The organism is Pseudomonas sp. IT-P395 (assembly GCF_949767675.1).
Taxonomy (GTDB): Bacteria; Pseudomonadota; Gammaproteobacteria; order Pseudomonadales; family Pseudomonadaceae; genus Aquipseudomonas.
On record NZ_CATKPW010000059.1, the window covers coordinates 47,209 to 71,526 of the forward strand.

Here is a 24,318-nt window from a genome sequence, read left to right on the forward strand (position 1 = left end):
CTTAGGCAACCGTCAGGGCGGAAACCACCAGATCGCAGCTGCGCTGGGCATAAGCCGTCAGCACGATGCGGATCTGCGGTAAATCACGGGCAAGCACGGCGGCCAGCAGGCGTTCGAACAGTTCGAGGAACTCGCTCATTGAAGCCTTGCGCTGTTCGAGGGCGAGGAAGTAGGCGCGGCTCATCGCCGGTTGCAGGTTCTCGACGGTCTCTTGCAGGTACGGGTTGTTGGCGAACGGATAGGCGGCGCGCATCACGGCGAAGCTTTCATCGACGAAGCTGCGGATGTCCTGACGCTCGTAGCTGGCGGTCAGGCGCTGCTGGATCTGCACGAACGGCGCCATGTCCGACTGCACTTGCCAGCCATTGGCCACCGAATTGCCGAGCAGGATGTACAACTCGCTCATCAGCGTGCACAGGCTCTGCACCTTGTGTGGCGTCAGCTCGGTGACGTGCGCGCCACGACGCGGCAGGATCGCGATCAGGTGGCGGCGTTCGAGGATCAGCAAGGCTTCGCGGACCGAACCGCGGCTGACGTTCAGCGCCAGCGTGACCTTCTGTTCCTGGATGCGCTCTCCCGGCTTCATTTCGCCACGAATGATGCGTTCGGCGAGGTGGTGAGCGATTTGCTCGGCGAGGCTGTCCGGCGCCTTGAACGTCATGGTTGTCCTTCAAACTCTATCGATCTGCACAAGCGGCGCAGTGTAGCGCAAATGCACGGTCATGGCGGAGTGCCCACTCAGCGGTTTTTGGCACGATTCCCGCAAAAAAGCAGGGGATCCAATGAGGGTCAATACTGAATAGACACGTAGTTGATCGACGAAACGTATTTTCCTGACCTTTAAGTCAGAAAACCATTGACCGAAAAGTCAGACCTGCTAAATTCGGTTCACGTCGGTTAACAACAATAATGAGTCTGCGAGGCCTTCCGTGATCCAGTTTTTACTTAACCAGGAACTCCGTAGCGAGCACGCCCTGGACCCGAATCTGACTGTGCTCAATTACCTGCGTGACCACGTGGGCAAGTCCGGCACCAAAGAAGGTTGCGCCAGCGGTGACTGCGGCGCCTGCACCGTGGTGGTCGGCGAGTTACAGACGGATGACGCTGGCCGCGAACACATTCGCTATCGCAGCCTCAACTCGTGCCTGACCTTTGTGTCGTCGTTGCACGGCAAACAACTGATCAGCGTGGAAGACCTCAAACACCAAGGCGAACTGCACAGCGTGCAGAAAGCCATGGTCGAGTGCCATGGCTCGCAGTGCGGTTTCTGCACCCCCGGCTTCGTCATGTCGCTGTTCGCCCTGCAAAAGAACAGCGATGCACCGGATCAGGCCAAGGCCCACGAAGCGCTGGCCGGCAACCTCTGCCGCTGCACCGGCTACCGACCGATTCTGGCCGCTGCCGAACAATCCTGCTGCGGCAAGCAAGCGGATCAGTTCGATGCCCGCGAAGCGGAGACCATCGCCCGCCTGAAAGCCATCGCCCCGACCGATATCGGCGAACTCAACAGCGGCGACAAACGCTGCCTGGTGCCGCTGACCGTCGCTGATCTGGCCGACCTTTATGACGCGTACCCACAAGCGCGCCTGCTCGCCGGCGGCACCGATCTGGCACTGGAAGTCACTCAGTTCCACCGCACTTTGCCGGTGATGATCTATGTCGGCAACGTCGCCGAAATGAAGCGCATCGAAACCTTCGAAGACCGCATCGAAATCGGCGCCGCCACCGCCCTCTCCGACTGCTACGAAGCGTTGAACGCCGAGTACCCGGATTTCGGCGAACTGCTGCACCGCTTCGCCTCGCTGCAAATCCGCAACCAGGGCACCCTCGGCGGCAACATCGGCAACGCCTCGCCGATCGGTGACTCGCCACCGCTGCTGATCGCCCTCGGCGCGCAGGTGGTGCTGTGCAAAGGCGAAACCCGCCGCACCCTGAACCTCGAGGATTACTTCATCGACTACAAAGTCACCGCCCGTCAGGAAAGTGAATTCATCGAGAAGATCATCGTGCCGCGCGCCAGCGCCGAGCAATTGTTCCGTGCCTACAAAGTCTCCAAGCGTCTGGACGACGACATCTCCGCCGTCTGCGCCGCGTTCAACCTGCGCGTCGAAAACGGCGTAATCACCGATGCGCGCATGGCGTTCGGTGGTATGGCCGCGATCCCGAAACGCGCCGCCCACTGTGAAGCCGCACTGATCGGTGCGCCGTTCAACAACGCCGTGGTCGAGCGCGCCTGCGCTGCACTGGCGGAAGATTTCACCCCGCTCTCGGACTTCCGCGCCAGCAAGGAATATCGCCTGCTCAGCGCGCAGAACCTACTGCGCAAATACTTCATCGAACTGCAAACACCGCACATCGAGACTCGGGTGACCGCTTATGTCTAACCATCACGGCGTAGAGAAAACTCAAGCTGAACTGGCTGAATTGTTCGCCAAGGACCTGACCTCCGGTGTCGGCCGCAGCGTCAAGCACGACAGCGCCGCCAAGCACGTGTCTGGTGAGGCGCAGTACATCGATGACCGCCTGGAATTTCCCAACCAGTTGCACCTGTACGCACGCCTGTCGGACCGCGCCCACGCGAAAATCATCAGCATCGACACCTCGCCGTGCTACGCCTTCGAAGGCGTGCGCATCGCCATCACCCACGAAGACGTGCCGGGCCTGAAAGACATCGGCCCATTGTTGCCGGGCGACCCGCTGCTGGCCATCGATGACGTGCAATTCGTCGGTCAGCCAGTGCTCGCCGTCGCCGCGAAAGATCTGGAAACCGCGCGCAAAGCCGCGATGGCGGCGATCATCGAATACGAAGATCTCGAGCCGGTGCTGGACGTCGTCGAAGCCCTGCGCAAACGCCATTTCGTGCTCGACAGCCACACCCACCAGCGCGGCGATTCGGTCTCGGCACTGGCGACCGCTGAACATCGCATTCAAGGCACGCTGCACATTGGCGGCCAGGAACACTTCTATCTGGAGACGCAAATCTCTTCAGTGATGCCGACCGAAGACGGCGGCATGATCGTCTACTGCTCGACGCAGAACCCGACCGAAGTGCAGAAACTGGTCGCCGAAGTGCTCGACGTGTCGATGAACAAAATCGTCGTCGACATGCGCCGCATGGGCGGTGGCTTCGGCGGCAAGGAAACTCAAGCCGCCAGCCCGGCGTGCCTGTGCGCGGTGGTTGCGCACCTCACCGGTCAGCCGACCAAGATGCGCCTGCCGCGCGTCGAAGACATGCTGATGACCGGCAAGCGTCACCCGTTCTACGTCGAATACGACGTCGGCTTCGACAGCACCGGGCGCCTGCACGGGATCAACATGGATCTGGCCGGCAACTGCGGCTGCTCGCCGGACTTGTCCGCGTCGATCGTTGACCGGGCGATGTTCCACTCGGACAACTCGTACTACCTCGGCGATGCGACCATCAATGGTCACCGCTGCAAGACCAACACCGCGTCGAACACCGCTTACCGTGGTTTCGGTGGTCCGCAAGGCATGGTCGCGATCGAGGAAGTGATGGACGCGATTGCTCGTCACCTGCAACTCGACCCACTCGCGGTGCGCAAGGCCAACTACTACGGCAAGACCGAGCGCAACGTCACCCACTACTACCAGACCGTCGAGCACAACATGCTCGAAGAGATGACCGCCGAACTGGAAGAAAGCAGCCAGTACCACGAGCGCCGCGAAGCCATTCGTCGCTACAACGCCAACAGCCCGATCCTGAAAAAAGGCCTGGCGCTGACCCCGGTGAAATTCGGTATTTCCTTCACCGCGAGCTTCTTGAACCAGGCCGGCGCGCTGATCCACATCTACACCGATGGCAGCATCCACTTGAACCATGGCGGCACCGAAATGGGTCAGGGCCTGAACACCAAAGTCGCGCAGGTCGTGGCCGAAGTGTTCCAGGTCGAAATCGATCGTGTGCAGATCACCGCGACCAACACCGACAAGGTGCCGAACACTTCGCCGACGGCAGCGTCGAGCGGTGCCGACTTGAACGGTAAAGCGGCGCAGAACGCGGCGGAAATCATCAAGAAACGCCTGATCGAATTCGCTGCCCGTCACTTCAAAGTCACTGAAGAAGACGTTGAATTCCACAACGGCCATGTGCGTGTTCGCGACCATATCCTGACCTTTGAAGCACTGATCCAGCAGGCGTATTTCAATCAGGTGTCGCTGTCGAGCACTGGCTTCTACAAGACTCCGAAAATCTACTACGACCGCAGCCAGGCGCGTGGGCGTCCGTTCTACTACTTCGCCTTCGGCGCGGCGTGCTGCGAAGTGATCGTCGACACCCTGACCGGCGAGTACAAGATGCTGCGCACCGACATTCTTCACGACGTCGGCGCCTCGCTGAACCCGTCCATCGACATCGGTCAGGTCGAGGGTGGCTTCATCCAGGGCATGGGCTGGCTGACCATGGAAGAGCTGGTCTGGAACAACAAAGGCAAGCTGATGACCAACGGCCCGGCCAGCTACAAGATCCCGGCGGTGGCGGACATGCCTCTGGATCTGCGGGTGAAACTGGTGGAAAACCGCAAGAACCCGGAAGACACCGTGTTCCATTCCAAGGCTGTCGGTGAACCGCCGTTCATGCTCGGGATTGCTTCGTGGTGTGCGATCAAGGATGCGGTGGCAAGCCTCGGTGATTACAAGCATCAGCCGCAGATCGATGCGCCGGCGACGCCGGAGCGGGTGTTATGGGGTTGCGAGCAGATGCGTCAGCTGAAAGCGGTGAAAGCCGTTGAAGCTGAAACCGAGCTGGCTCCGCTCTAAAGACCGAGGCGCGGCCAATCGCTGGCAAGCCAGCTCCCACAGGTTTTTGTGGCGTTTAACCGATAGGCGTTACACCGCAAATCCTGTGGGAGCTGGCTTGCCAGCGATGAGGCCCGAACAGACAACGATGTTGTAGGGGTGAACTATGTACAACTGGATCGACGCCCTCGCCGACCTGCAGAACCAGGGCGAACCCTGTGTGCTGGTGACGATCATCGAAGAACTCGGCTCGACGCCACGCAACGCCGGTTCGAAAATGGTCATCAGCGCTAACCAGAGCTTCGACACCATTGGTGGCGGGCATCTGGAATACAAAGCCATGCAGATCGCCCGCGACATGCTCGCCAGCGGCAAGCAGGAAACTCATCTGGAGCGCTTCAGCCTTGGCGCCAGCCTGGGCCAGTGCTGCGGCGGCGCCACCGTGTTGCTGTTCGAACCGATGGGCCAGGTGCAGGCGCAAATCGCCGTGTTCGGTGCCGGTCACGTTGGCCGCGCTTTGGTGCCGCTGCTCGCCAGCCTGCCCTGCCGGGTGCGCTGGATCGATTCGCGCGAGGCCGAATTCCCCGAACAGATCCCCCACGGCGTGCGTAAAATCGTTTCCGAAGAGCCTGTGGATGAAATCGATGAGCTGCCCGCCGGCAGTTATTGCATCGTCATGACCCACAACCATCAGCTCGACCTTGAACTCACTGCCGCGATCCTCAAGCGCAACGACTTCGCCTACTTCGGCCTGATCGGTTCGAAGACCAAACGCGCGAAGTTCGAACACCGTTTGCGTGATCGCGGTTTCGACAGCGGCGTCGTGCAACGCATGCGCTGCCCGATGGGCATCGGCGAAGTCAAAGGCAAACTGCCTGTGGAAATCGCCATCTCCATCGCCGGCGAAATCATCGCCACCTACAACGCCAACTTCGGCCAGCAGACTGCCAGCGCCGAACCGATTGCCAAACTGCTGCCGGTTTCGCGGCGCAGTCAGGCGACCAAACTCAAAGCCTCAAACTGATTAGAGAACCCTCATGCCTCTGACTCGCAAAGCCTACCGCGCCGCCATCCTGCACAGCATCGCCGACCCCGCCGAAGTCGGGATCGAAGCCTCCTACGAATATTTCGAGGACGGCCTGCTGGTGGTCGATGGCGGCAAGATCAGCGCCCTTGGCCACGCCAGTGATTTGCTGCCGACGTTGCCGGCGGACATCGAAATCGAGCACTACCAGGACGCGTTGATCACCCCGGGCTTCATCGACACCCACATTCACCTGCCGCAAACCGGCATGGTCGGTGCCTACGGCGAGCAATTGCTCGACTGGCTGAACACCTACACCTTCCCGTGCGAAAGCCAGTTCGGCGACAAGGCCCACGCCGATGAGGTCGCGGACATTTTCATCAAGGAACTGCTGCGCAACGGCACCACCACCGCGCTGGTCTTCGGCAGCGTGCACCCGCAGTCGGTAAACTCGTTCTTCGAAGCCGCCGAAAAGCTCGACCTGCGAATGATCGCCGGCAAGGTGATGATGGACCGCAACGCGCCGGACTACCTGACCGACACCGCCGAATCGAGCTACGTCGAAAGCAAGTCGCTGATCGAGCGCTGGCACGGCAAGGGTCGCTTGCACTATGCAGTTACTCCACGCTTCGCGCCGACCAGTACTCCGGAACAACTGACCCTCGCCGGGCAACTGCTGAGCGAATACCCGGATCTGTACATGCAGACCCACATCAGCGAAAACCTCAAGGAAATCGAGTGGGTCAAGGAGCTGTTCCCGGAGCGTAAAGGCTATCTCGACGTTTACGATCACTACCAATTGCTCGGCGAGCGCTCGGTATTCGCCCACGGCGTGCACCTGTGCGACGACGAATGCGCGCGCCTGGCGGAAACCGGCTCGGCGATCTCGTTCTGCCCGACCTCGAACTTGTTCCTCGGCAGCGGCTTGTTCAACCTGCCGATGGCCGAGAAGCACAAACTCAACGTCGGTCTGGGCACTGACGTCGGCGGCGGCACCAGTTTTTCGCTGCTGCAAACGCTGAACGAAGCGTACAAAGTGATGCAACTGCAAGGTGCGCGACTGAGCCCGTTCAAGTCGCTGTATCTGGCGACGCTGGGTGGCGCACGCGCCCTGCGTCTGGAAGACAAGATTGGCAACCTGCAACCGGGTTCCGACGCCGACTTCCTGGTGCTGGATTACAACGCCACACCGCTGCTGAGCTACCGCTTGAAGCAGGCCAACAACATTGCCGAGACGTTGTTTGTGTTGATGACACTGGGCGATGACCGCACGGTGCAGCAGACGTATGCGGCAGGTGCTTTGGTGCATCAGCGCTAAGCTTTTCCAAGGCATAAAAAATCCCCCGGTGGTGTGTACCCCGGGGGATTTTTTGTTGCCTGTCAGATTGCTATCGCTGGCAAGCCAGCTCCCACAGGTTTCTCGATGTATCGCAGATTTGGTGAACCCCACAACTCCTTGTGGGAGCTGGCTTGCCAGCGATTGGGGCGACTCGGTGTCATTTAGAGCTTGGCCGCAGGGCGCCCCGGCTTCTTGGTCTGCAACAAATGCGAGAACACCGCATGCAGATCATCCGACGCACCTTCCTCATCGAGGTTGAGCTTGCTGTCGATGTGATCCATGTGATGCATCATCAGGTTCACCGCCAACTCACCGTCACGTTTCTCGATCGCGTCGATCAACTGGGTGTGTTCGTCATACGAGCAGTGCGAGCGGTTGCCGCTTTCATACTGGGCAATGATCAGCGACGTCTGCGAAACCAGGCTGCGCTGGAAACTGATCAGTGGGGCGTTCATCGCCGCTTCCGCCAGTTTCAGGTGGAATTCGCCCGACAGCCGAATACCGGCGCCGCGATCACCGCGCGAGAAGCTGTCGCGCTCGTCGTTGACCATCTGGCGCAACTCGGCAATCTGCTCGGCGGTGGCGTGTTGCACGGCCAACTCCGTGATTGCGCGCTCGACCAGACGGCGAGCGAGAAACACCTGACGCGCCTCTTCAACACTCGGGCTGGCAACCACGGCGCCACGGTTCGGCCGCAACAGCACGACGCCTTCATGGGCCAGACGCGACAGCGCGCGGCGAATGATGGTGCGGCTGACCCCGAAGATTTCCCCCAGCGCTTCTTCGCTCAATTTTGTGCCGGGCGCCAGACGCTGTTCGAGGATGGCCTCGAAGATATGCGCGTAGACAATATCGTCCTGGGTACCGCTGCGGCCGGCTTTGCCTGCTCGCGGTTGTTTCTTGAGGGGTTGCAACTGTTCGTTCATGGGCACTCGAGTCGGGAGAACTGCGGCGAATAGACCGTGACTGTAATACGGCACAGTAGGTCGCTGGCAAGTATCGCGTAAAAAACAGCGCGATTGTACACAATGGATGGTGGCAACACGACTGTATGGCTGTTTGTGACCTCCGCTGTATTGCAACGATCCGTTACGTTTGAGTTTAGGCTTGATCGCAGAATCCGCTGCCAGAACACCACCTACCCTGTAGGAGCTGCCGAAGGCTGCGATCTTTTGACTTTGATTTTGAGAAGCAAGATCAACAGATCGCAGCCTTCGGCAGCTCCTACAAGGGTTTGCGTTATGGCGGACATCTTCATCTGTATAAGGAACACCGCCGTCATGAACGACGCCACGCACACTCAATTGCGGCCCTTCTCCGACACCTCGCCGTCGGCCATCGTCGCCGGTTTCATTGCGATGATGACCGGCTACACCAGCTCGCTGGTGCTGATGTTCCAGGCCGGGCAAGCGGCGGGCCTGACCAGCGGGCAGATTTCTTCGTGGATCTGGGCGATCTCGATCGGCATGGCGGTGTGTTCGATCGGCCTCTCGCTGCGTTATCGCACGCCCATCACCATCGCCTGGTCGACACCCGGCGCAGCGTTGCTGATCACCAGCCTCGGCGGCGTCAGTTATGGCGAGGCCATTGGCGCCTACATCACCTGCGCCGTGCTGGTGACGATCTGCGGCCTGACCGGCAGCTTCGAACGCCTGGTAAAAAAGATCCCCGCGTCACTGGCAGCGGCATTACTGGCGGGGATTCTGTTCAAGATCGGCAGCGAAATCTTCGTCGCCGCACAGCACCGCACCGGGCTGGTTCTGGGGATGTTCTTCACTTATTTGCTGGTCAAGCGTCTGTCGCCGCGTTATGCCGTGCTCGCCGCGCTGCTGATCGGCACCGCGCTGTCTGGCTTCATGGGGCTGCTGGATTTCAGCGGTTTTCATCTGGAAGTGGCGACGCCGGTGTGGACCACGCCGCACTTCTCGTTGGCAGCGACCATCAGCATTGGCATTCCGCTGTTCGTGGTCGCGATGACCTCGCAGAACATGCCCGGCATCGCCGTCCTGCGCGCCGACGGTTACAACGTCCCGGCCTCGCCGCTGATCACCACCACCGGCATCGCTTCACTATTACTGGCGCCGTTCGGCTCCCACGGCATCAACCTCGCGGCCATCAGCGCGGCGATTTGCACCGGGCCGCATGCCCATGAGGATCGCAACAAGCGCTACACCGCTGCGGTCTGGTGCGGGATTTTCTACGGGATCGCCGGGGTGTTCGGCGCCACGTTGGCGGCGTTGTTTGCCGCGCTGCCGAAGGAATTGGTGCTGTCGATTGCCGCGCTGGCGCTGTTTGGTTCGATCATCAATGGTTTGAGCATTGCCATGGCCGAGGTGAAGGAACGGGAGGCGGCGTTGATTACCTTTATGGTCACGGCGTCGGGGCTGACGTTGTTTTCCATTGGTTCGGCGTTTTGGGGGATTGTCGCGGGGGTTTTGACGCTGGTGATTTTGAATTGGCGTAAAGCCTGAGGTCAAAAGCCCCTCACCCTAACCCTCTCCCCGAGAGAGAGGGACTGACCGAGGTGTTTGGAAGACATACGCCGACGTGGGATACCGAGTTGAACTCAGGCTTTGAAAAGCCCACAAGTCGGCTCCCTCTCCAGGGGGAGAGGGCTGGGCGGGCGGCGTTCCGATGAGGGGTAGACTCACCGCAAATCCCAAACCGAACCCCCAAACACCAGACGAAAAAAAACGGCGACCCTCAGGTCGCCGTTTTTTTCAGTATCACTTAGCCGCGTTGATCGGCTTTTCCGGATACCAAACGTCCAGCAACGGGCTGACTTCATACTTGGTCAGCTCGGAGCGGGTTTTCAGCCAGGCTTCAACGGCAGCGCGCTGCTCTTGGTTGACCGAGCCACGCTTCTGCAGGCATACCAGACCGAAGTCGTCGCCGCCAACATAACCCAGACCGTTGGCTTCCATGGCTTCTTTGATGAATGCTTCGAGGAAAGCGTCAATGGCTTCTTCGGACAAGTCTTCTTTGAAGTCCAGGTTCAGTTCGAAACCCAGCTCTTGAAATTCATCAACGCACAGTTTTTTGCGCAGACGCTGGGAACGGTTAGTCGCCATTGGAACAATCCTCTTAAGTAAATACGGCGGGCACTTTACCAGTTTAAGCAATCGATTGCCCGCCTCTCTGGACACAGCGGCCGACCGTCTGTAAAAAAATCAACGAATCGCCACCCCGAGGACGGCACAATCGGTTACACCTTGGGGCATAATGCCGACACTTTCGTGACCACTGAGGACCTTTTCATCCATGTCCTCGTCTTTTTTCCCCTCGGCTGTAGGGTTTTATTTCATATGATCAAATCGTTGCGTCCACTGTTTCTCGCCGGCCTTCTTCTGCCACTGGCCCTGAATGTTTCTGCTGCCACCATCAACACCTCCCTCACCCCGAATGTCGAAAAAGCCCTCAAGGCGAGCAAATTGCAGCCCAGCGCCCTGTCGCTGGTGATGGTGCCGCTCGACGGCCCGGGCACGCCGACCGTGTTCAACGCCGACGTGTCGGTCAACCCGGCCTCGACCATGAAACTGGTGACTACCTACGCGGCGCTGGAAATGCTCGGCCCGAACCATCAGTGGAAGACCGAGTTCTACACCGACGGTGACCTCAACGGTGGCATTCTCAACGGCAACCTCTACCTCAAGGGTGGCGGCGATCCGAAACTGAACATGGAAAAACTCTGGCTGCTGATGCGCGACCTGCGCGCCAACGGCGTGACGCAGATCACCGGTGATCTGGTGCTCGACCGCAACTTCTTCGTGCAGCCAGTGCTGCCGGAATTCAACGATGACGGCAATGACGAGAACAAGCCGTTCCTGGTCAAACCCGATTCGTTGCTGGTCAACCTCAAAGCCCTGCGATTTGTTGCCCGCAACGATAACGGCCGGGTGCTTATCTCGGTTGAGCCGCCAATCGCCAGCGTACGCATCGAAAACACCGTCAAGGCGTTGCCCTCCAAGCAATGCACCGGCGGCGTGCGCTACAACCCCGTGCCGCAAGCCGATGGCAGCGTGACCGTGACCGTGGCCGGCCAGTTGGGCGAAGGCTGCAGTTCGCAGACTTATCTGTCGCTGCTCGACCACGCGACTTACACCGCCGGCGCAGTGCGCGCGATCTGGAAAGAGCTGGGCGGCAGCATTCAAGGCAAGGATCGTCTGGCCTCGACACCGGGCAACGCCAAACTGCTGGCTCGTGCCTACTCGCCAGATCTGGCGGAGATCATCCGCGACATCAACAAATACAGTAACAACACCATGGCCCAGCAGCTGTTCCTCAGCCTCGGCCAGCGCTTCCGCAACGACGCCGACGGGGATGACGCCAAGGCAGCGCAGCGCGTAGTGCGTCAGTGGATGGCGAAGAAAGGCATCACTGCACCGCATCTGGTGATGGAAAACGGCTCCGGTTTGTCTCGCGCAGAACGGGTCAGCGCCCGCGAGATGGCGAGCATGCTGCAAGCGGCGTGGCACAGCCCGTATGCCGCCGAGTACATCAGCTCGCTGCCGATCGCCGGCACCGACGGCACCATGCGCAAGCGTCTGAAGACCACGGCGATGCGCGGTGAGGCGCACGTCAAGACCGGTACTTTGAACACCGTGCGGGCGATTGCCGGTTTCAGCCGCGACGTGAATGGCAATACCTGGGCGGTGGTAGCGATCCTCAACGACAAGGCGCCGTTTGGTGCATCGTCGGTGCTGGATCAGGTGCTGCTGGATCTGTACAAACAGCCGAAACTGGCGCAGACCGCTTCGGTTTTGTAACGCAGTTCAAGCAACACCACAAAAACCTGTGGGAGCTGGCTTGCCAGCGATTGCAGAATGTCAGTCACTGAATATGCTGACTGAAATGACGCTATCGCTGGCAAGCCAGCTCCCACAGGGTTGCGCTGTATTGAAGTCAGCTCATCTGCTCGACACGATCACGCCCGCGCTGCTTTGCCATATACACACCCGAATCCGCCCGCAGCAACAGCGCATCCGCGCCCTCCCCCGGTCGCCAACTGGCGATACCGAAACTCGCGGTGACCACGCCGACCACATCCACCGGCGCACTGCGCAAGCCCTGCCACAACTCAACCGCCAACATGTACGCGTGTTCGCCGTCGATGTCCGGGCACAGCACCATGAACTCTTCGCCGCCCAACCGACAGAACACATCGGTACGCCGCAGACGATGGCCGATGCGCTCGCACACCGCTTGCAGCACCCGGTCGCCCACAGCGTGACCGTACTGATCGTTGATACGTTTGAAATGGTCGATGTCGAGCATAATCACCGACAGTTCGCCCCCGCCGCGCTCGACCCGGGCCATTTCCGTGGTCAGGCGTTCCTGGAAATAGCGGCGGTTGTGGATACCAGTCAGCGAATCGGTCACCGACAGCGCGCGCAATTCTTCTTCCACACGTTTCAGGTCGGAAATATCCGAAATATAGCCATGCCACAGCACGCCGCCGCCCGGCAGTTCTTCCGGCGTCGCTTCGCCGCGCACCCAGCGCAAGCCGCGCTCGGGCAATTGCACGCGGTATTCTTCGCGCCACGGGCTGAGGCTGTCGGCCGAAGCGCGAATGGAAGAGCGCACACGGGTGACGTCCTGTGGATGAATGCGCGTGAAGATCGCCTCGGCGTTGAACAGCAGCACGTCCGGCTCCAGTTCGTAGATCTCGCGGATGCCGTCGCTGGCGTAGATCACACTGAAGCGCCCATCGAATTCCATCTTGAACTGATAGATGCCGCCGGGCACATGCGCGCTGAGTTTCTTCAGCAACACGTCCCGCGCCGCCAGCACCTCGTGCACGCGCTTGCGCTCGGTGATGTCGATGCAGATCGCCAGATGTCCGACCCACAAACCCTGCTCATCGAGCACTGGGGTGGCCAGCATGTTCACCGGAATATGGCTGCCATCGCTGCGTACCAGCGTCCATTCGCGAGCCTCGTGGCCACCGACTTCGCCGCCCTCGACCAACATCGCGTGGCAGGTCGGGATGCTTTTACCGTAACGCGCACTTAGCTCGGCGGCGCGGGCTGTCAGTTCTCGGGGCAGATGCAGGTTTTCCAGGGTCATGTGCCCGACGACATCGGCGCTGCTGTAGCCGAGCATTTGTTCGGCGCCGGGGTTGAAGGTGTTGATCACCCCGCGCAAGTCGGTGGCGATGATCGCCACCTGCGTCGCCGCATTCAACACGCCGCGCAACTGACCGTGGGTGCCGCGCAATTCCTGTTCGCTGGCGTGCAGCTCCTGGGTGCGCAGTTCGACCATGCGCAAGGCGCGCTGACGCTGACTGACCAACACGTAGAGCAAGGCGCTGAGCAGCAGACTGAGCAAGCCACCGAGGATGATTACGCTGCCGACCGACGAATGATTTGCCTGTGCGAAGGCGTCGCTCGGCAAGATATCGACCTGATAGTCGTGATCGGCCATGCGCAGTAACCGCGTGGCCGACAGGTCGCTCGGCGCCGGCTCGTTGGTCGACTCGAACAATACTTCGTGCTGATCATTGGTCGACATGTCGAGAATGCGCACCGACAGATAGTCATGGAAAGCGTCCGGCAAACCGTCGGCCAGCAACTGACGCATGCTGATCACCGCCATGACGTAGCCAAAGGATTGCTGCTCGCCACTGTGACTCACGGGCGCCACCAGCAGCACGCCGCGCGCGTAGGACGGCTCAATGCTGACTAGGTGCATCGGTTGCGACACCGCCAGTCCGCCGAGCTTGTCGGCCCGTTGCAGGGTGTCACGACGCAAGGGTTGCGCGAGCAGGTCATAACCCAACGGTGAGCCGAGCCGGCTTTGCGTCTGGCTGTAGAGCACCGGCACGTATTCATCGCGCACGCCAGCCAGTTGCAGCTCGCCTTGGGCATTCAGTTCACGCAAGGTGAAGTTACTCAGGCCTTCATCACGCACCCGCTGCTCGAATGCGGCGCGCTCGGCTCCATTGACCTTGAGGGCAAACGAATAGGCCTGGGTACGCATCAATAAGGGTTGGGTGTAACCGTCGAATTCGGTGCGGGACACCGATTCAGAGTTGGCGAAGAAGCGGCGCAGGCCGTCGAGGCGTTGCTCCTGGTCCTGAAAGCGTTCTTCGATGCGGGTGTAACGTTCGTTGGTCAGCAGCTGAAAACGCTGGCGGGTTTGTTGCTGAAACTGATTGAGGGTGGCCCAGGCGAGCAGCCCCGTGAGAATCCCGCCGGCGAGCAATACCAGCACCGCGACCAGCCAGGCCGAGACGTCTTCGCTGATAAAACCCAGAATCTTTGGGCGCACGGGGTGCAACGACATAAGGACAACTCACTACGCCAGCATTTACGGGAAAACCCCATTGACCGTGTGTGAGTTATAGCTATTAGCCACTAATTTAGCTAGCGCGGGCAGATCCACGGAGCCTTTAAAAATCAAGGCTCTGTGGATCCAATTGCGCAAAGCGTCAACGAGCCGTGATTTTCCAGGCGCGGTGGATCTTGGTGTTACGGGCGAAATCCGGATCGATGGTCTGCGCGCTGATTTCCTCGACCGCGTAACGCTCGGCGAGGTTTTCTTCCAACTGGAACTTGCGGAAGTTGTTGGAGAAATACAGCACACCGCCCGGCGCCAGACGCGCCATGGCCAGGTCGATCAACTGCACCTGATCACGCTGCACGTCGAAGATGCCTTCCATGCGCTTGGAGTTGGAGAAGGTCGGCGGATCGATGAAGATCAGGTCGTACTCGTCGCGGCTGCTCTCCAGCCACGCCATCACATCGCCCTGCTCCAGACGGTTCTTGTCGGAGAAACCGTTCAACGACAGGTTGCGACGCGCCCAGTCGAGGTAGGTTTTCGACAGGTCAACGCTGGTGGTACTGCGCGCGCCGCCCTTGGCCGCGTGCACGCTGGCGGTCGCGGTGTAGCAGAACAGATTGAGGAAGCGCTTGCCGGCGGCCTCTTTCTGAATACGCATGCGCATTGGCCGGTGGTCGAGGAACAGACCGGTGTCGAGGTAGTCGGTGAGGTTGACCAGCAACTTCACGCCGCCCTCGCTGACTTCATTGAACTTGCCTTGCGCAGCCTGACGCTCGTACTGCTTGGTGCCGCTCTGGCGTTCGCGGCGTTTGACCACCACGCGGCTCTTGTCGACGTTCAGCGCCTGCGGAATGGCGGCCAAGGCATCGAACATGCGCGCCGAGGCTTTTTCCGGATCGATGGACTTCGGCGCAGCGTATTCCTGAACGTGCACCCAATCGTGGTACAGGTCGATCGCCATCGCGTACTCGGGCATGTCGGCATCGTAGACACGGTAGCAATCAATGCCTTCGCGCTTGACCCACTTGCCCATGGCCTTGAGGTTTTTTTGCAGACGGTTGGCAAACATCTGCCCGCCTTCGCTCAAGCGCGGCTGCTCGATCACTGGCGCCTGAGCCGGCGTCGGTTTGATCGGGTTGCCGTTCTTGTTGAACTTGCGTTCTTGCGGCTCGTCCGGGGTCTGATCGTAAGCGGCTTGCTCGCGCTCGGCCTGACGCTGTTCCGGAGTGCGACGCTCGCCAGTGACGAACTGATCCGGCAGCACTTTGATCAACAGCAGTTTGCACGGCAGCGCGCCATTCCAGAACGAATACTGTTTGTGGCTGCGGATACCCATGCGCTTGCCCAGATCCGGCGCGCCGGTGAACACCGCCGCTTCCCAGTTCAGGCAGGCCTGACGCAGACGCTCGCCGAGGTTCTGGTAGAGATACAACAGGCTGGCTTCGTCACCGAGACGCTCGCCGTACGGTGGGTTGCAGATCACCAGACCTTTCTGGTTCTGATCCGGACGCGGCTCGAAAGTCGCCACTTCGCCCTGGTAGATCTTGATCCACTCGCTCAGGCCGGCGCGTTCAACGTTGTTGCGGCCCGGTTGAATCAGACGCGGATCAGCTTCGTAGCCACGAATCCACAACGGTGGCTTGGCCAGACCGGCAGCGGCACGCTCGACGGCCTCTTCATGGAGTTTTTTCCACAGTGCCGGCACGTGACCGAGCCACGCGGTAAAGCCCCACTGCTCACGACGCAGGTTCGGCGCCATGTCGGCGGCAATCATGCCGGCTTCGACGAGGAACGTACCGACACCGCACATCGGGTCAGCCAGCGCGCCGCCTTCGGCAGCAATGCGCGGCCAGCCGGAACGGATCAGAATCGCCGCCGCGAGGTTTTCCTTCAACGGTGCAGCGCCCTGCTGCAGACGGTAACCGCGCTGATGCAGGCTGTGGCCGGACAGATCAAGGGAAAGAATCGCTTCGCCGCGATCCAGACGCAGGTGAATGCGCAGGTCCGGGTTGAGCTTGTCGATCGACGGACGGTCGCCCTGTGGGGTGCGCAGTTTGTCGACGATGGCGTCTTTGACTTTCAAGGCGCCGAAGTGGGTGTTGTCGATACCCGAGCCATGGCCACTGAATTCAACAGCCAGGGTGCCATCGCTGAGCATGTGATCCTGCCAGTCGATGTCGAGCACACCGTGGTAGAGGTCTTCAGCGTCTTTCATCGGGAAACGCTTGAGCACCAGCAGCACGCGGTTGGCCAGACGCGACCAGAGGCACAGGCGATAAGCGGTTTCCATGGTCGCCATGCCACGCACGGCGGAAGTGTGCTCGCGCGCTTCTTCAAGGCCAAGCCCGACGGCTTCCTCGATGAGCAGGCCTTCAAGGCCTTTAGGGCAAGTGAGGAAGAGTTCGAAACGGTCGGACATGGTATTTCCAGAGCCTTTGGCTAGTGAATCGGCAACGCATTGCCGATCCGGTTTTCAATCAGGCGCTTTTCTAAAAGAGCGCCCGCGTGGCACGAAGGTGTGCCGTTCCATCCCCGCTGCTCGGGTTAAAAGAGCTTAGATGCCGGGACAGATAAAAAAGTTGATGAAACAAAAAGTCTTAAAGCGACCCTTCGTCGCTTTATACCCCAGCGCAAACGTGGGTCATTCTCACTAAAGAATTAACCCCATCATCCAGCGCGGGGCCGATCATACCGGGGTTTGCTGAAAAACCGTGCATGAAACCCGTCGTTACTTATGGCTGTAGCACTAATTTCGTTACGTCCTTATGACAAAACGATCATTCCCTCGGTGTGACTCATTGGTTAGAACTGAACACAGGTTGACGTCGCAACGGCGTCAACACCTTGGCTCGCCACGCCGGCAGCGAGCCGCACCATGGCAGGTTTTTTCTGCCAGACCTCAGTTGAGGTCAACGCGATACAAAACAGTCAACAAGTGAGGGAAACACCCTATGAGAAGACTTAAGCGTGATCCGTTGGAAAGAGCATTTTTGCGCGGATATCAATATGGCGTTGGTGGCAAATCCCGTGAGCTTTGCCCATTTACTCTACCGTCGGTACGTCAAGCCTGGATTAACGGCTGGCGAGAAGGACGCGGCGACAACTGGGACGGTATGACCGGCACTGCGGGAATCCACAGACTCAACGAACTTCACGCCGTCGGCTGACACAGGGCACTTATTCCGACACGACAATCTGAATTTGTAACGACTTACCATGCACGTCCTTCCCGGACGGCGGGCTGCGGCCCAGGGGCTCCTTCGAGGAGCCCTTTTTTATGCCTGTCACATTATCTGTGCCATACACAAAACCTGTAGGAGTGAGCCTGCTCGCGATAGCGGTCTGTCAGTCGCTGATGAAGTGACCGAAAGAAAGCTATCGCGAGCAGGCTCACTCCTACAAGGGAACAGTGGTGTCTATGGATCAGCGCAAGGCGGCGATCGCGTCTACCGATTCGCGAATCAGCGCCGGGCCCTTATAGATGAAGCCGGAGTAGATCTGCACCAGGCTCGCACCGGCGAGAATCTTCTCCGCCGCATGCTTGCCTTCGGTAATCCCGCCAGCCGCAATGATCGGCAACCGCCCCGCCAATTCACTGGCCAGCACCTTCACGGTATTCGTACTCTTCTCACGCACCGGCGCGCCAGACAAACCGCCTGCCTCGTCGCCATGCTCCATGCCTTCAACGCCAACACGGCTGAGGGTGGTGTTGGTCGCGATCACCGCGTCCATGCCGGTTTCGATTAACGCCTGGGCGACCTGCGCAGTTTCTTCATCGGTCATGTCCGGCGCGATCTTGATCGCCAGCGGCACATGCTTGCCGTGACGCAGGGCCAGTTCGGCACGGCGCGTGGCCAGATCCGCGAGCAATTGCTTGAGCGAATCGCCGAACTGCAGGCTGCGCAGGCCCGGGGTGTTCGGCGAGCTGACGTTGACCGTGACGTAGCTGGCGTGGGCATAAACCTTGTCCAGGCAGATCAGGTAGTCGTCGACCGCGCGTTCAACCGGGGTATCGAAGTTCTTGCCGATATTGATGCCCAGCACGCCTTTGTATTTCGCTGCGGCCACACGCGCCAGCAGGTTATCGACACCGAGGTTGTTGAAACCCATGCGGTTGATGATCGCCTCGGCTTCCGGCAAGCGGAAAATCCGTGGTTTCGGGTTGCCCGGCTGCGGACGCGGGGTCACGGTGCCGATTTCAACAAAACCGAAACCCAGCTGTGCGAAACCGTCGATGGCCGCGCCATTCTTGTCCAGACCGGCCGCCAGACCTACCGGGTTCGGAAACTCGAGGCCCATGACCGTCACCGGTTTCTTCGCCGGCGCCTTGCACAGCAAGCCGTTGAGGCCCAAACGCCCACCCGCGCCGATCAGATCCAGCGACAGATCGTGGGAGGTTTCCGGGGAAAGTTTGAACAACAGCTGACGGGCCAGGGAATACATGGGCGGCAATGACTCGGGCGGCGAAAAGAGGCGGCGATTATAGCCGGGCATCGACCTGCCGCGCGAGGCGCACGCGCAAATCACTGGCAGTGGCATATGCCTTGCACCCTCCTTGACTATCAGCGCGCAGGCCAATGACGGCAGGCGGGCAAGGACAATGGCGTCGTCCCGGGTTTTGCCTGCGCAAAGTCCGCGGCGGCGTTTTTTTTCGAGGTGGCGGTGTATGAATGAACCTTCGGTAGGGCCACTGGCCTGGGTCAATGGCAGCGATGCTCCGGAAAAGACTGCAATCAACCTCGGTTTCATGGCGTTGAGCGACTGCGCATCGGTTGTCGTTGCTGCCACACAAGGCTTTGCCCAGCCTTACGGGCTGACCCTGAATCTCAAGCGCCAAAGCTCCTGGGCCAACCTGCGCGACAAACTGGTCAGCGGTGAACTGGATGCTGCCCACAGTCTGTACGGTCTGATCTACGCCGTGCATCTGGGCATTGGCGGTGGGGCGTCGAGCGACATGGCGGTGTTGATGGGGCTGAACCAAAACGGTCAAAGTCTCAACCTGTCCCACGGCCTGCAGAACATTGGTGTGACCAGTCCTGAAGCGCTGGACCGCCACGTGCACCAAAGCCGCGCAAAACTCACCTTCGCCCAGACCTTTCCCACTGGCACTCATGCGATGTGGCTGTATTACTGGCTGGCGAGTCAGGGCATTCATCCGTTACAGGATGTCGACAGCGTGGTGGTGCCGCCGCCGCAAATGGTTGCGCATCTGCAAGCCGGACGCATCGATGGTTTTTGCGTCGGCGAACCATGGGCGGCCAGCGCGGTGCAGCAGGATCTTGGTTTTACGCTCGCGACCAGTCAGACCATCTGGCCCGATCACCCGGAAAAAGTCCTTGGTTGCACCCGTGAATTTGTCGAGCAGTATCCGAACACGGCACGGGCGCTGGTGATGGCGATCCTTGAAGCCAGTCGCTTTATCGAAGAAAGTCCGGAAAACCGCCGCAGCACCGCGCAGTTGCTCAGCGCGCCGGAATATCTGGACGCTCCGCTTTCGTGCATTGAGCCGCGTTTTCTCGGTGACTATGCCGATGGCCTTGGCAATCGCTGGCAGGATCCGCACGCGCTGCGTTTTCACGGCAACGGCGAGGTGAATCTGCCGTATCTGTCGGACGGTATGTGGTTCATGACCCAGTTCCGCCGCTGGGGGCTGCTGCGCGAAGATCCGGATTACCTCGCCGTCGCCCGCCAGGTTCAGCAACTGGATATCTACCGCGACGCCGCCACCGCTGTCGGCGTGGCGGCGTGGGGCACCGACATGCGCAGCAGCCAGTTGCTCGACGGCAAAATCTGGGACGGCAGCGACCCGGCCGCTTACGCGCGCAGCTTCAAACTGCATGCGTTGAACGACGACGCTCCCCTTCTCGCCCGCCGCTGACAGGAGACCGCGAACATGTTGCGCATTCTGCTGATCAATGACACGGCGAAAAAAGTCGGTCGCCTGAAAGCCGCGCTGACTGAAGCCGGTTTCGAGGTGATCGACGAGTCCGGCCTGACCATCGACCTGCCCGCGCGCGTCGAAACGGTGCGCCCGGACGTAATCCTGATCGATACCGAGTCACCGAGCCGCGATGTCATGGAGCAAGTCGTGCTGGTCAGCCGCGACCAGCCACGGCCAATTGTGATGTTTACCGATGAGCATGATCCGGGTGTGATGCGCCAGGCAATCAAGTCCGGGGTCAGCGCCTACATCGTTGAAGGCATTCATGCACAGCGTCTGCAGCCGATTCTCGATGTAGCAATGGCGCGCTTCGAGAGTGATCAGGCCTTGCGGGCGCAGTTGCAGGCGCGTGATCAGCAACTGGCTGAGCGTAAGCGCATCGAGCTGGCCAAGGGGTTGCTGATGAAGATGAAGGACTGCAATGAGGAAGAGGCTTACACCCTGATGCGGCGCCAGGCGATGAGCCGGCAGCAAAAGCTGATTCAGGTGGCGGAGCAGATTATTGCGATGAGTGAGTTGCTTGGCTGAAAGTACTGAACGCTTGAAAAGCCCCTCACCCTAGCCCTCCCGAAACGTCGGACCGCCCATAGGGAGAGGGGACTGACCTAGGTGTCTGGCGTCAAACATCGACCTGAAAGACCGAGTCGATTATGGATTCACAGCAGAAAATCACAGGTCGGCGTACTTCTCGAGCATCCCCCAATCAGTCCCCTCTCCCTCTGGGAGAGGGCTAGGGTGAGGGGCTTTTGATTTTCCGCCTGTTGGCACAAATCTCGCTAAGTAAAACGCACAGGTAACCAACGGCGGTTGCCCCACCCACGACAAAGACGTCGCTCACCCGTTCGCCCCAACCGGCGCATCAGGTAGCGGCGTTTTTGCGTTTTGGCCCCACAGCCCGGGGTCGGTGGTGCGGCCGTGGCGGCGCCCCACCTGCTGTTGCATGACTCCTTTCGAGACTCTTTTCAGCTGAGGTGCGCGATGAATTCAAGCTTCTGGAAATCCGGCCACACCCCGACTCTGTTCGCGGCCTTCCTCTATTTCGACCTGAGTTTCATGGTCTGGTACCTGCTCGGCCCGCTGGCGGTGCAGATTGCCGCCGACCTGCACCTGACCACACAACAACGTGGCCTCGTCGTCGCCACGCCGATCCTCGCTGGCGCGGTGCTGCGCTTTGTGATGGGCATGCTCGCCGATCGGCTATCGCCGAAAACCGCTGGGCTGATCGGCCAGGTCATCGTGATCTGCGCACTGTTCGGTGCCTGGAAAATCGGCATTCATAGCTACGAGCAGGCGCTGATACTCGGCCTGTTCCTCGGCATGGCTGGCGCATCGTTTGCCGTCGCTCTGCCACTGGCGTCGCAGTGGTACCCGCCGCAGCATCAGGGCAAAGCCATGGGCATCGCCGGTGCGGGCAACTCGGGCACCGTATTTGCCGCACTGCTCGCTCCGGTACTGGCGGCTGCGTTCGGCTGGAGCAATGTCTTCGGCTTCGCGTTGATTCCGTTGATCCTGACGTTGGTATTGTTCGCCTGGCTGGCAAAAAACGCCCCTGAGCGGCCGAAAGCCAAAGCCATGGCTGACTACTTCAAAGCCTTGGGCGACCGCGATAGCTGGTGGTTCATGTTTTTCTACAGCGTGACCTTCGGCGGCTTCATCGGTCTGGCCAGCGCCCTACCCGGCTATTTCAACGATCAATACGGTCTGAGTCCGGTGACGGCCGGTTACTACACCGCCGCCTGCGTGTTCGGCGGCAGTTTGATGCGACCGCTGGGTGGCGCACTGGCTGATCGCTTTGGCGGTATCCGCACACTGCTGGCGATGTACACCGTCGCCGCCGTCTGCATCGCCGCGGTCGGTTTCAACCTGCCGAGTTCCTACGCGGCGCTGGCACTTTTCGTCTGCACCATGCTCGGTTTAGGGGCAGGCAACGGCGCGGTGTTCCAACTGGTGCCGCAGCGTTTTCGCTTGGAAATCGGCGTCATGACCGGACTGATCGGCATGGCCGGCGGCATCGGCGGTTTTGCCTTGGCCGCCGGCATGGGCGCGATCAAACAGAGCACCGGCAGTTATCAACTGGCCCTGTGGTTGTTCGCCAGCCTCGGCGTGTTGGCGTGGTTTGGCCTGCACGGCGTCAAGCGTCGCTGGAGAACCACCTGGGGTTCGGCGGCGGTGACGGCGGCGCGGGTCTGAAGCGTCGATGGCCCTGCAACTGAGTTTTGCCGAAGCCAGCGCCACCGGCCCGCGTGCGGAGAATCAGGACGCTTTGCGCTTGGTCACGCCCGCTCCGGCGCTGGCGGCGAGCAAGGGCTATCTGTTCGCTATCGCTGATGGCGTCAGCCAGTGTGCCGATGGCGGACTGGCTGCGCGTTCGACCTTGCAGGCGCTGGCGCTCGACTACTACGCCACACCGGAAACCTGGAGCGTGGCGCAGGCACTGGACCGACTGCTGCTCGCGCAAAATCGCTGGTTGCAGGCCAATGGCGGTGGCCAACCCTTGCTCACCACCGTCAGTGCTTTGGTCATGCGCGGTCGGCGTTTTACCCTCGCCCACGTCGGCGATTGCCGGGTGTATCGCTGGCACGACGATAGTTTGCAGCGGATCTCGGAGGATCATGTCTGGGAGCAGCCGGGCATGCAGCATGTGCTCAAGCGTGCATTGGGGCTGGATCAGCATCTGGTGCTGGATTTCCTCGACGGTGAGCTGCGTGACGGTGAAAGCTTTGTGCTGCTCAGTGACGGAGTCTGGTCGACGCTGGGCGATACCGCGATTGCCGCGATTCTGCGTGATCAGCCGGATCTGCACAGCGCCGCGCAGACGCTGGTCAATGCCGCGCATCTGGCGGGGAGTCAGGACAATGCCAGTGCATTGCTAGTGCGCGTCGATGCACTGGGTGAAGCGAATATCGGCGATGCATTGATTTATTTGCAGCAATGGCCCCTGCCGCCGCCGCTGAAACCTGGCCAATCCTTCGAAGGCTGGCAGGTGCAGGGGATTGTCGCTCAGAGTCAGCAATCGCTGCTGTATCGGGTTGTCGATGGACAAGGCCAGGCATGGCTGTTGAAAACCCTGCCGTCGCGCTCCAGCGATGATCCTCGCGCCGGGCAAGCGCTGCTGTCCGAGGAATGGTTCCTCAAACGCGTGGCCGGCCGGCACTTTCCTGAAGTCCATGCCTGCCAGCAGCGTCAGCATTTGTACTACGTGATGCGCGAATATTCCGGGACAACGCTGGCTCAGTTGTTTCAGCAGTCCGGCCCATTGCCGCTGGCGCAATGGCAGGATATCGCCGAGCGCCTGCTGCGCGCGGTGGGGCTTTTGCATCGGCGGCAGATTCTGCACCGGGACATCAAACCGGAAAACCTGCATTGGGGTGACGACGGCGAGTTACGCCTGCTGGATTTTGGCTTGGCGTATTGCCCGGGCTTGTCCGAAGACGCGCCGTCAACGCTGCCCGGAACCCCAAGTTACATCGCCCCGGAAGCGTTTCGCGGTGATCCGCCGAGTGCGCAGCAGGATTTGTATGCAGTCGGCGTGACCCTGTATTTCCTGCTTACCGGGCATTTTCCTTATGGCGAGATTGAAGCGTTTCAACGGCCGCGATTTGGTCTGCCGGTGATTGCCAGTCGCTATCGGCCTGATCTGCCGGAATGGTTGGCGCAGAGTCTGCAGCGTGGCGTGGCGGCGGATCCGCAACAACGGTTTGAAACGGCTGAAGAGTGGTTGTTGGTGCTGGAACAGGGCGAGCGGCAGAGTTTGAGTGTGCGGCCTCGACCGTTATTGGAGCGGGAGCCGCTGAAGGTCTGGCGGACGATGGCATTGCTGGCGTTGCTCGGGAATCTGGTGCTTCTGGTTTTGTTGTTTCATCACTGACACCGCGTCGCGGCCATCGCGAGCAGGCTCACTCCTACAATTCGAAACGCGTTCCACTGTAGGAGTGAGCCTGCTCGCGATGACGTCAGCCCAATCACCACAAATCCATC

General features: G+C 60.2%; 17 protein-coding genes. 11 read left to right on the forward strand and 6 right to left on the reverse strand.

All coding sequences use genetic code 11. The features are described from left to right. Position 1: 1 nt before the first annotated feature. A complete protein-coding gene (locus ACM6IN_RS25415; protein ID WP_007918384.1) occupies positions 2-661 on the reverse strand; it encodes a GntR family transcriptional regulator in 660 nt (219 codons plus the stop codon). Between the two features lie 268 nt (positions 662-929). On the opposite strand from ACM6IN_RS25415, the gene xdhA reads away from it, so the two are divergent. The 4 genes from xdhA (at position 930) to guaD (ending at position 7,097) form a co-directional block, all read left to right on the forward strand. Then, positions 930-2,384 carry a xanthine dehydrogenase small subunit gene (gene xdhA, locus ACM6IN_RS25420; protein ID WP_095111811.1) on the forward strand — a complete coding sequence of 485 codons (1,455 nt, stop codon included), beginning with the start codon at positions 930-932 and terminating at the stop codon, positions 2,382-2,384. Further along, entirely contained in the window at positions 2,377-4,776 is a 2,400-nt protein-coding gene (gene xdhB / locus ACM6IN_RS25425; RefSeq protein ID WP_007918382.1) for a xanthine dehydrogenase molybdopterin binding subunit, read from the forward strand. Before xdhA ends, xdhB begins: the two co-directional genes overlap by 8 nt. A 145-nt stretch (positions 4,777-4,921) precedes the next feature. After that, positions 4,922-5,779, forward strand: a complete 858-nt coding sequence (gene xdhC / locus ACM6IN_RS25430; protein ID WP_414916899.1) for a xanthine dehydrogenase accessory protein XdhC — start codon at positions 4,922-4,924, stop codon at positions 5,777-5,779. A 13-nt stretch (positions 5,780-5,792) separates the two neighbouring features. Further along, complete coding sequence (guaD, locus tag ACM6IN_RS25435) at positions 5,793-7,097, forward strand: guanine deaminase (RefSeq protein WP_007918377.1); 1,305 nt, start codon at positions 5,793-5,795, stop codon at positions 7,095-7,097. A 182-nt stretch (positions 7,098-7,279) separates the two neighbouring features. Here guaD and ACM6IN_RS25440 read toward each other — a convergent pair whose 3' ends face one another. Then, positions 7,280-8,044, reverse strand: coding sequence for a GntR family transcriptional regulator (locus ACM6IN_RS25440; protein WP_007918375.1), 765 nt, complete (start codon positions 8,042-8,044; stop codon positions 7,280-7,282). A 354-nt stretch (positions 8,045-8,398) separates the two neighbouring features. On the opposite strand from ACM6IN_RS25440, the gene ACM6IN_RS25445 reads away from it, so the two are divergent. Next, positions 8,399-9,589 (forward strand): benzoate/H(+) symporter BenE family transporter, encoded by a 1,191-nt coding sequence (locus ACM6IN_RS25445; RefSeq protein ID WP_042704944.1) that lies wholly within the window; start codon positions 8,399-8,401, stop codon positions 9,587-9,589. Between the two features lie 255 nt (positions 9,590-9,844). Here the strand turns inward: ACM6IN_RS25445 and ACM6IN_RS25450 are convergent, their stop codons facing one another. Then, positions 9,845-10,189 carry a YggL family protein gene (locus tag ACM6IN_RS25450; protein WP_414916900.1) on the reverse strand — a complete coding sequence of 115 codons (345 nt, stop codon included), beginning with the start codon at positions 10,187-10,189 and terminating at the stop codon, positions 9,845-9,847. Positions 10,190-10,423: 234 nt separating this feature from the next. Here ACM6IN_RS25450 and dacB point away from each other — a divergent pair, with 234 nt between their 5' ends. After that, complete coding sequence (dacB, locus tag ACM6IN_RS25455) at positions 10,424-11,884, forward strand: D-alanyl-D-alanine carboxypeptidase/D-alanyl-D-alanine-endopeptidase (protein ID WP_007916366.1); 1,461 nt, start codon at positions 10,424-10,426, stop codon at positions 11,882-11,884. A gap of 136 nt (positions 11,885-12,020) precedes the next feature. On the opposite strand, the gene ACM6IN_RS25460 is transcribed toward dacB, so the two are convergent. Together ACM6IN_RS25460 and rlmKL are read right to left on the reverse strand one after the other, a co-directional pair. Beyond that, a complete protein-coding gene (locus ACM6IN_RS25460) occupies positions 12,021-14,402 on the reverse strand; it encodes a diguanylate cyclase (RefSeq protein ID WP_414916901.1) in 2,382 nt (793 codons plus the stop codon). A 145-nt stretch (positions 14,403-14,547) separates the two neighbouring features. Continuing rightward, the gene (gene rlmKL, locus ACM6IN_RS25465) at positions 14,548-16,818 is read right to left on the reverse strand and encodes a bifunctional 23S rRNA (guanine(2069)-N(7))-methyltransferase RlmK/23S rRNA (guanine(2445)-N(2))-methyltransferase RlmL (protein ID WP_414916902.1); all 2,271 of its coding nucleotides are present in this window, start codon (positions 16,816-16,818) and stop codon (positions 14,548-14,550) included. A gap of 532 nt (positions 16,819-17,350) precedes the next feature. Here rlmKL and rmf point away from each other — a divergent pair. Beyond that, on the forward strand, positions 17,351-17,566 hold the full coding sequence (rmf, locus tag ACM6IN_RS25470) for a ribosome modulation factor (RefSeq protein WP_003223300.1): 216 nt from the start codon (positions 17,351-17,353) through the stop codon (positions 17,564-17,566). A 256-nt stretch (positions 17,567-17,822) separates the two neighbouring features. Here the strand turns inward: rmf and ACM6IN_RS25475 are convergent, their stop codons facing one another. Continuing rightward, on the reverse strand, positions 17,823-18,842 hold the full coding sequence (locus ACM6IN_RS25475; RefSeq protein WP_007916374.1) for a quinone-dependent dihydroorotate dehydrogenase: 1,020 nt from the start codon (positions 18,840-18,842) through the stop codon (positions 17,823-17,825). Between the two features lie 223 nt (positions 18,843-19,065). Between ACM6IN_RS25475 and ACM6IN_RS25480 the strand changes: the two genes are divergently transcribed. The 4 genes from ACM6IN_RS25480 (at position 19,066) to ACM6IN_RS25495 (ending at position 24,208) form a co-directional block, all read left to right on the forward strand. Beyond that, positions 19,066-20,277, forward strand: a complete 1,212-nt coding sequence (locus ACM6IN_RS25480; protein ID WP_007916383.1) for a CmpA/NrtA family ABC transporter substrate-binding protein — start codon at positions 19,066-19,068, stop codon at positions 20,275-20,277. A gap of 15 nt (positions 20,278-20,292) precedes the next feature. Further along, the gene (locus ACM6IN_RS25485; RefSeq protein WP_007916390.1) at positions 20,293-20,868 is read left to right on the forward strand and encodes an ANTAR domain-containing response regulator; all 576 of its coding nucleotides are present in this window, start codon (positions 20,293-20,295) and stop codon (positions 20,866-20,868) included. A gap of 450 nt (positions 20,869-21,318) precedes the next feature. After that, positions 21,319-22,530: a nitrate/nitrite transporter gene (locus tag ACM6IN_RS25490; protein WP_095111816.1), complete on the forward strand. Its 1,212-nt coding sequence runs from the start codon at positions 21,319-21,321 to the stop codon at positions 22,528-22,530. A gap of 7 nt (positions 22,531-22,537) precedes the next feature. Next, positions 22,538-24,208: a protein kinase domain-containing protein gene (locus tag ACM6IN_RS25495; RefSeq protein WP_414916903.1), complete on the forward strand. Its 1,671-nt coding sequence runs from the start codon at positions 22,538-22,540 to the stop codon at positions 24,206-24,208. The last annotated feature ends 110 nt before the right edge of the window (positions 24,209-24,318 follow it).

Coding starts and splice junctions, on each gene's coding strand:
- rmf (WP_003223300.1), top strand. CDS start 17,351: ATGAGAAGACTTAAGCGTGATCCGTTGGAAAGAGCATTTTTGCGCGGA.
- ACM6IN_RS25450 (WP_414916900.1), bottom strand. CDS start 10,189: ATGGCGACTAACCGTTCCCAGCGTCTGCGCAAAAAACTGTGCGTTGAT.
- ACM6IN_RS25490 (WP_095111816.1), top strand. CDS start 21,319: ATGAATTCAAGCTTCTGGAAATCCGGCCACACCCCGACTCTGTTCGCG.
- ACM6IN_RS25495 (WP_414916903.1), top strand. CDS start 22,538: ATGGCCCTGCAACTGAGTTTTGCCGAAGCCAGCGCCACCGGCCCGCGT.
- rlmKL (WP_414916902.1), bottom strand. CDS start 16,818: ATGTCCGACCGTTTCGAACTCTTCCTCACTTGCCCTAAAGGCCTTGAA.
- ACM6IN_RS25475 (WP_007916374.1), bottom strand. CDS start 18,842: ATGTATTCCCTGGCCCGTCAGCTGTTGTTCAAACTTTCCCCGGAAACC.
- xdhC (WP_414916899.1), top strand. CDS start 4,922: ATGTACAACTGGATCGACGCCCTCGCCGACCTGCAGAACCAGGGCGAA.
- guaD (WP_007918377.1), top strand. CDS start 5,793: ATGCCTCTGACTCGCAAAGCCTACCGCGCCGCCATCCTGCACAGCATC.
- ACM6IN_RS25485 (WP_007916390.1), top strand. CDS start 20,293: ATGTTGCGCATTCTGCTGATCAATGACACGGCGAAAAAAGTCGGTCGC.
- ACM6IN_RS25440 (WP_007918375.1), bottom strand. CDS start 8,044: ATGAACGAACAGTTGCAACCCCTCAAGAAACAACCGCGAGCAGGCAAA.
- ACM6IN_RS25460 (WP_414916901.1), bottom strand. CDS start 14,402: ATGTCGTTGCACCCCGTGCGCCCAAAGATTCTGGGTTTTATCAGCGAA.
- ACM6IN_RS25445 (WP_042704944.1), top strand. CDS start 8,399: ATGAACGACGCCACGCACACTCAATTGCGGCCCTTCTCCGACACCTCG.
- ACM6IN_RS25415 (WP_007918384.1), bottom strand. CDS start 661: ATGACGTTCAAGGCGCCGGACAGCCTCGCCGAGCAAATCGCTCACCAC.
- xdhB (WP_007918382.1), top strand. CDS start 2,377: ATGTCTAACCATCACGGCGTAGAGAAAACTCAAGCTGAACTGGCTGAA.
- ACM6IN_RS25480 (WP_007916383.1), top strand. CDS start 19,066: ATGAATGAACCTTCGGTAGGGCCACTGGCCTGGGTCAATGGCAGCGAT.
- dacB (WP_007916366.1), top strand. CDS start 10,424: ATGATCAAATCGTTGCGTCCACTGTTTCTCGCCGGCCTTCTTCTGCCA.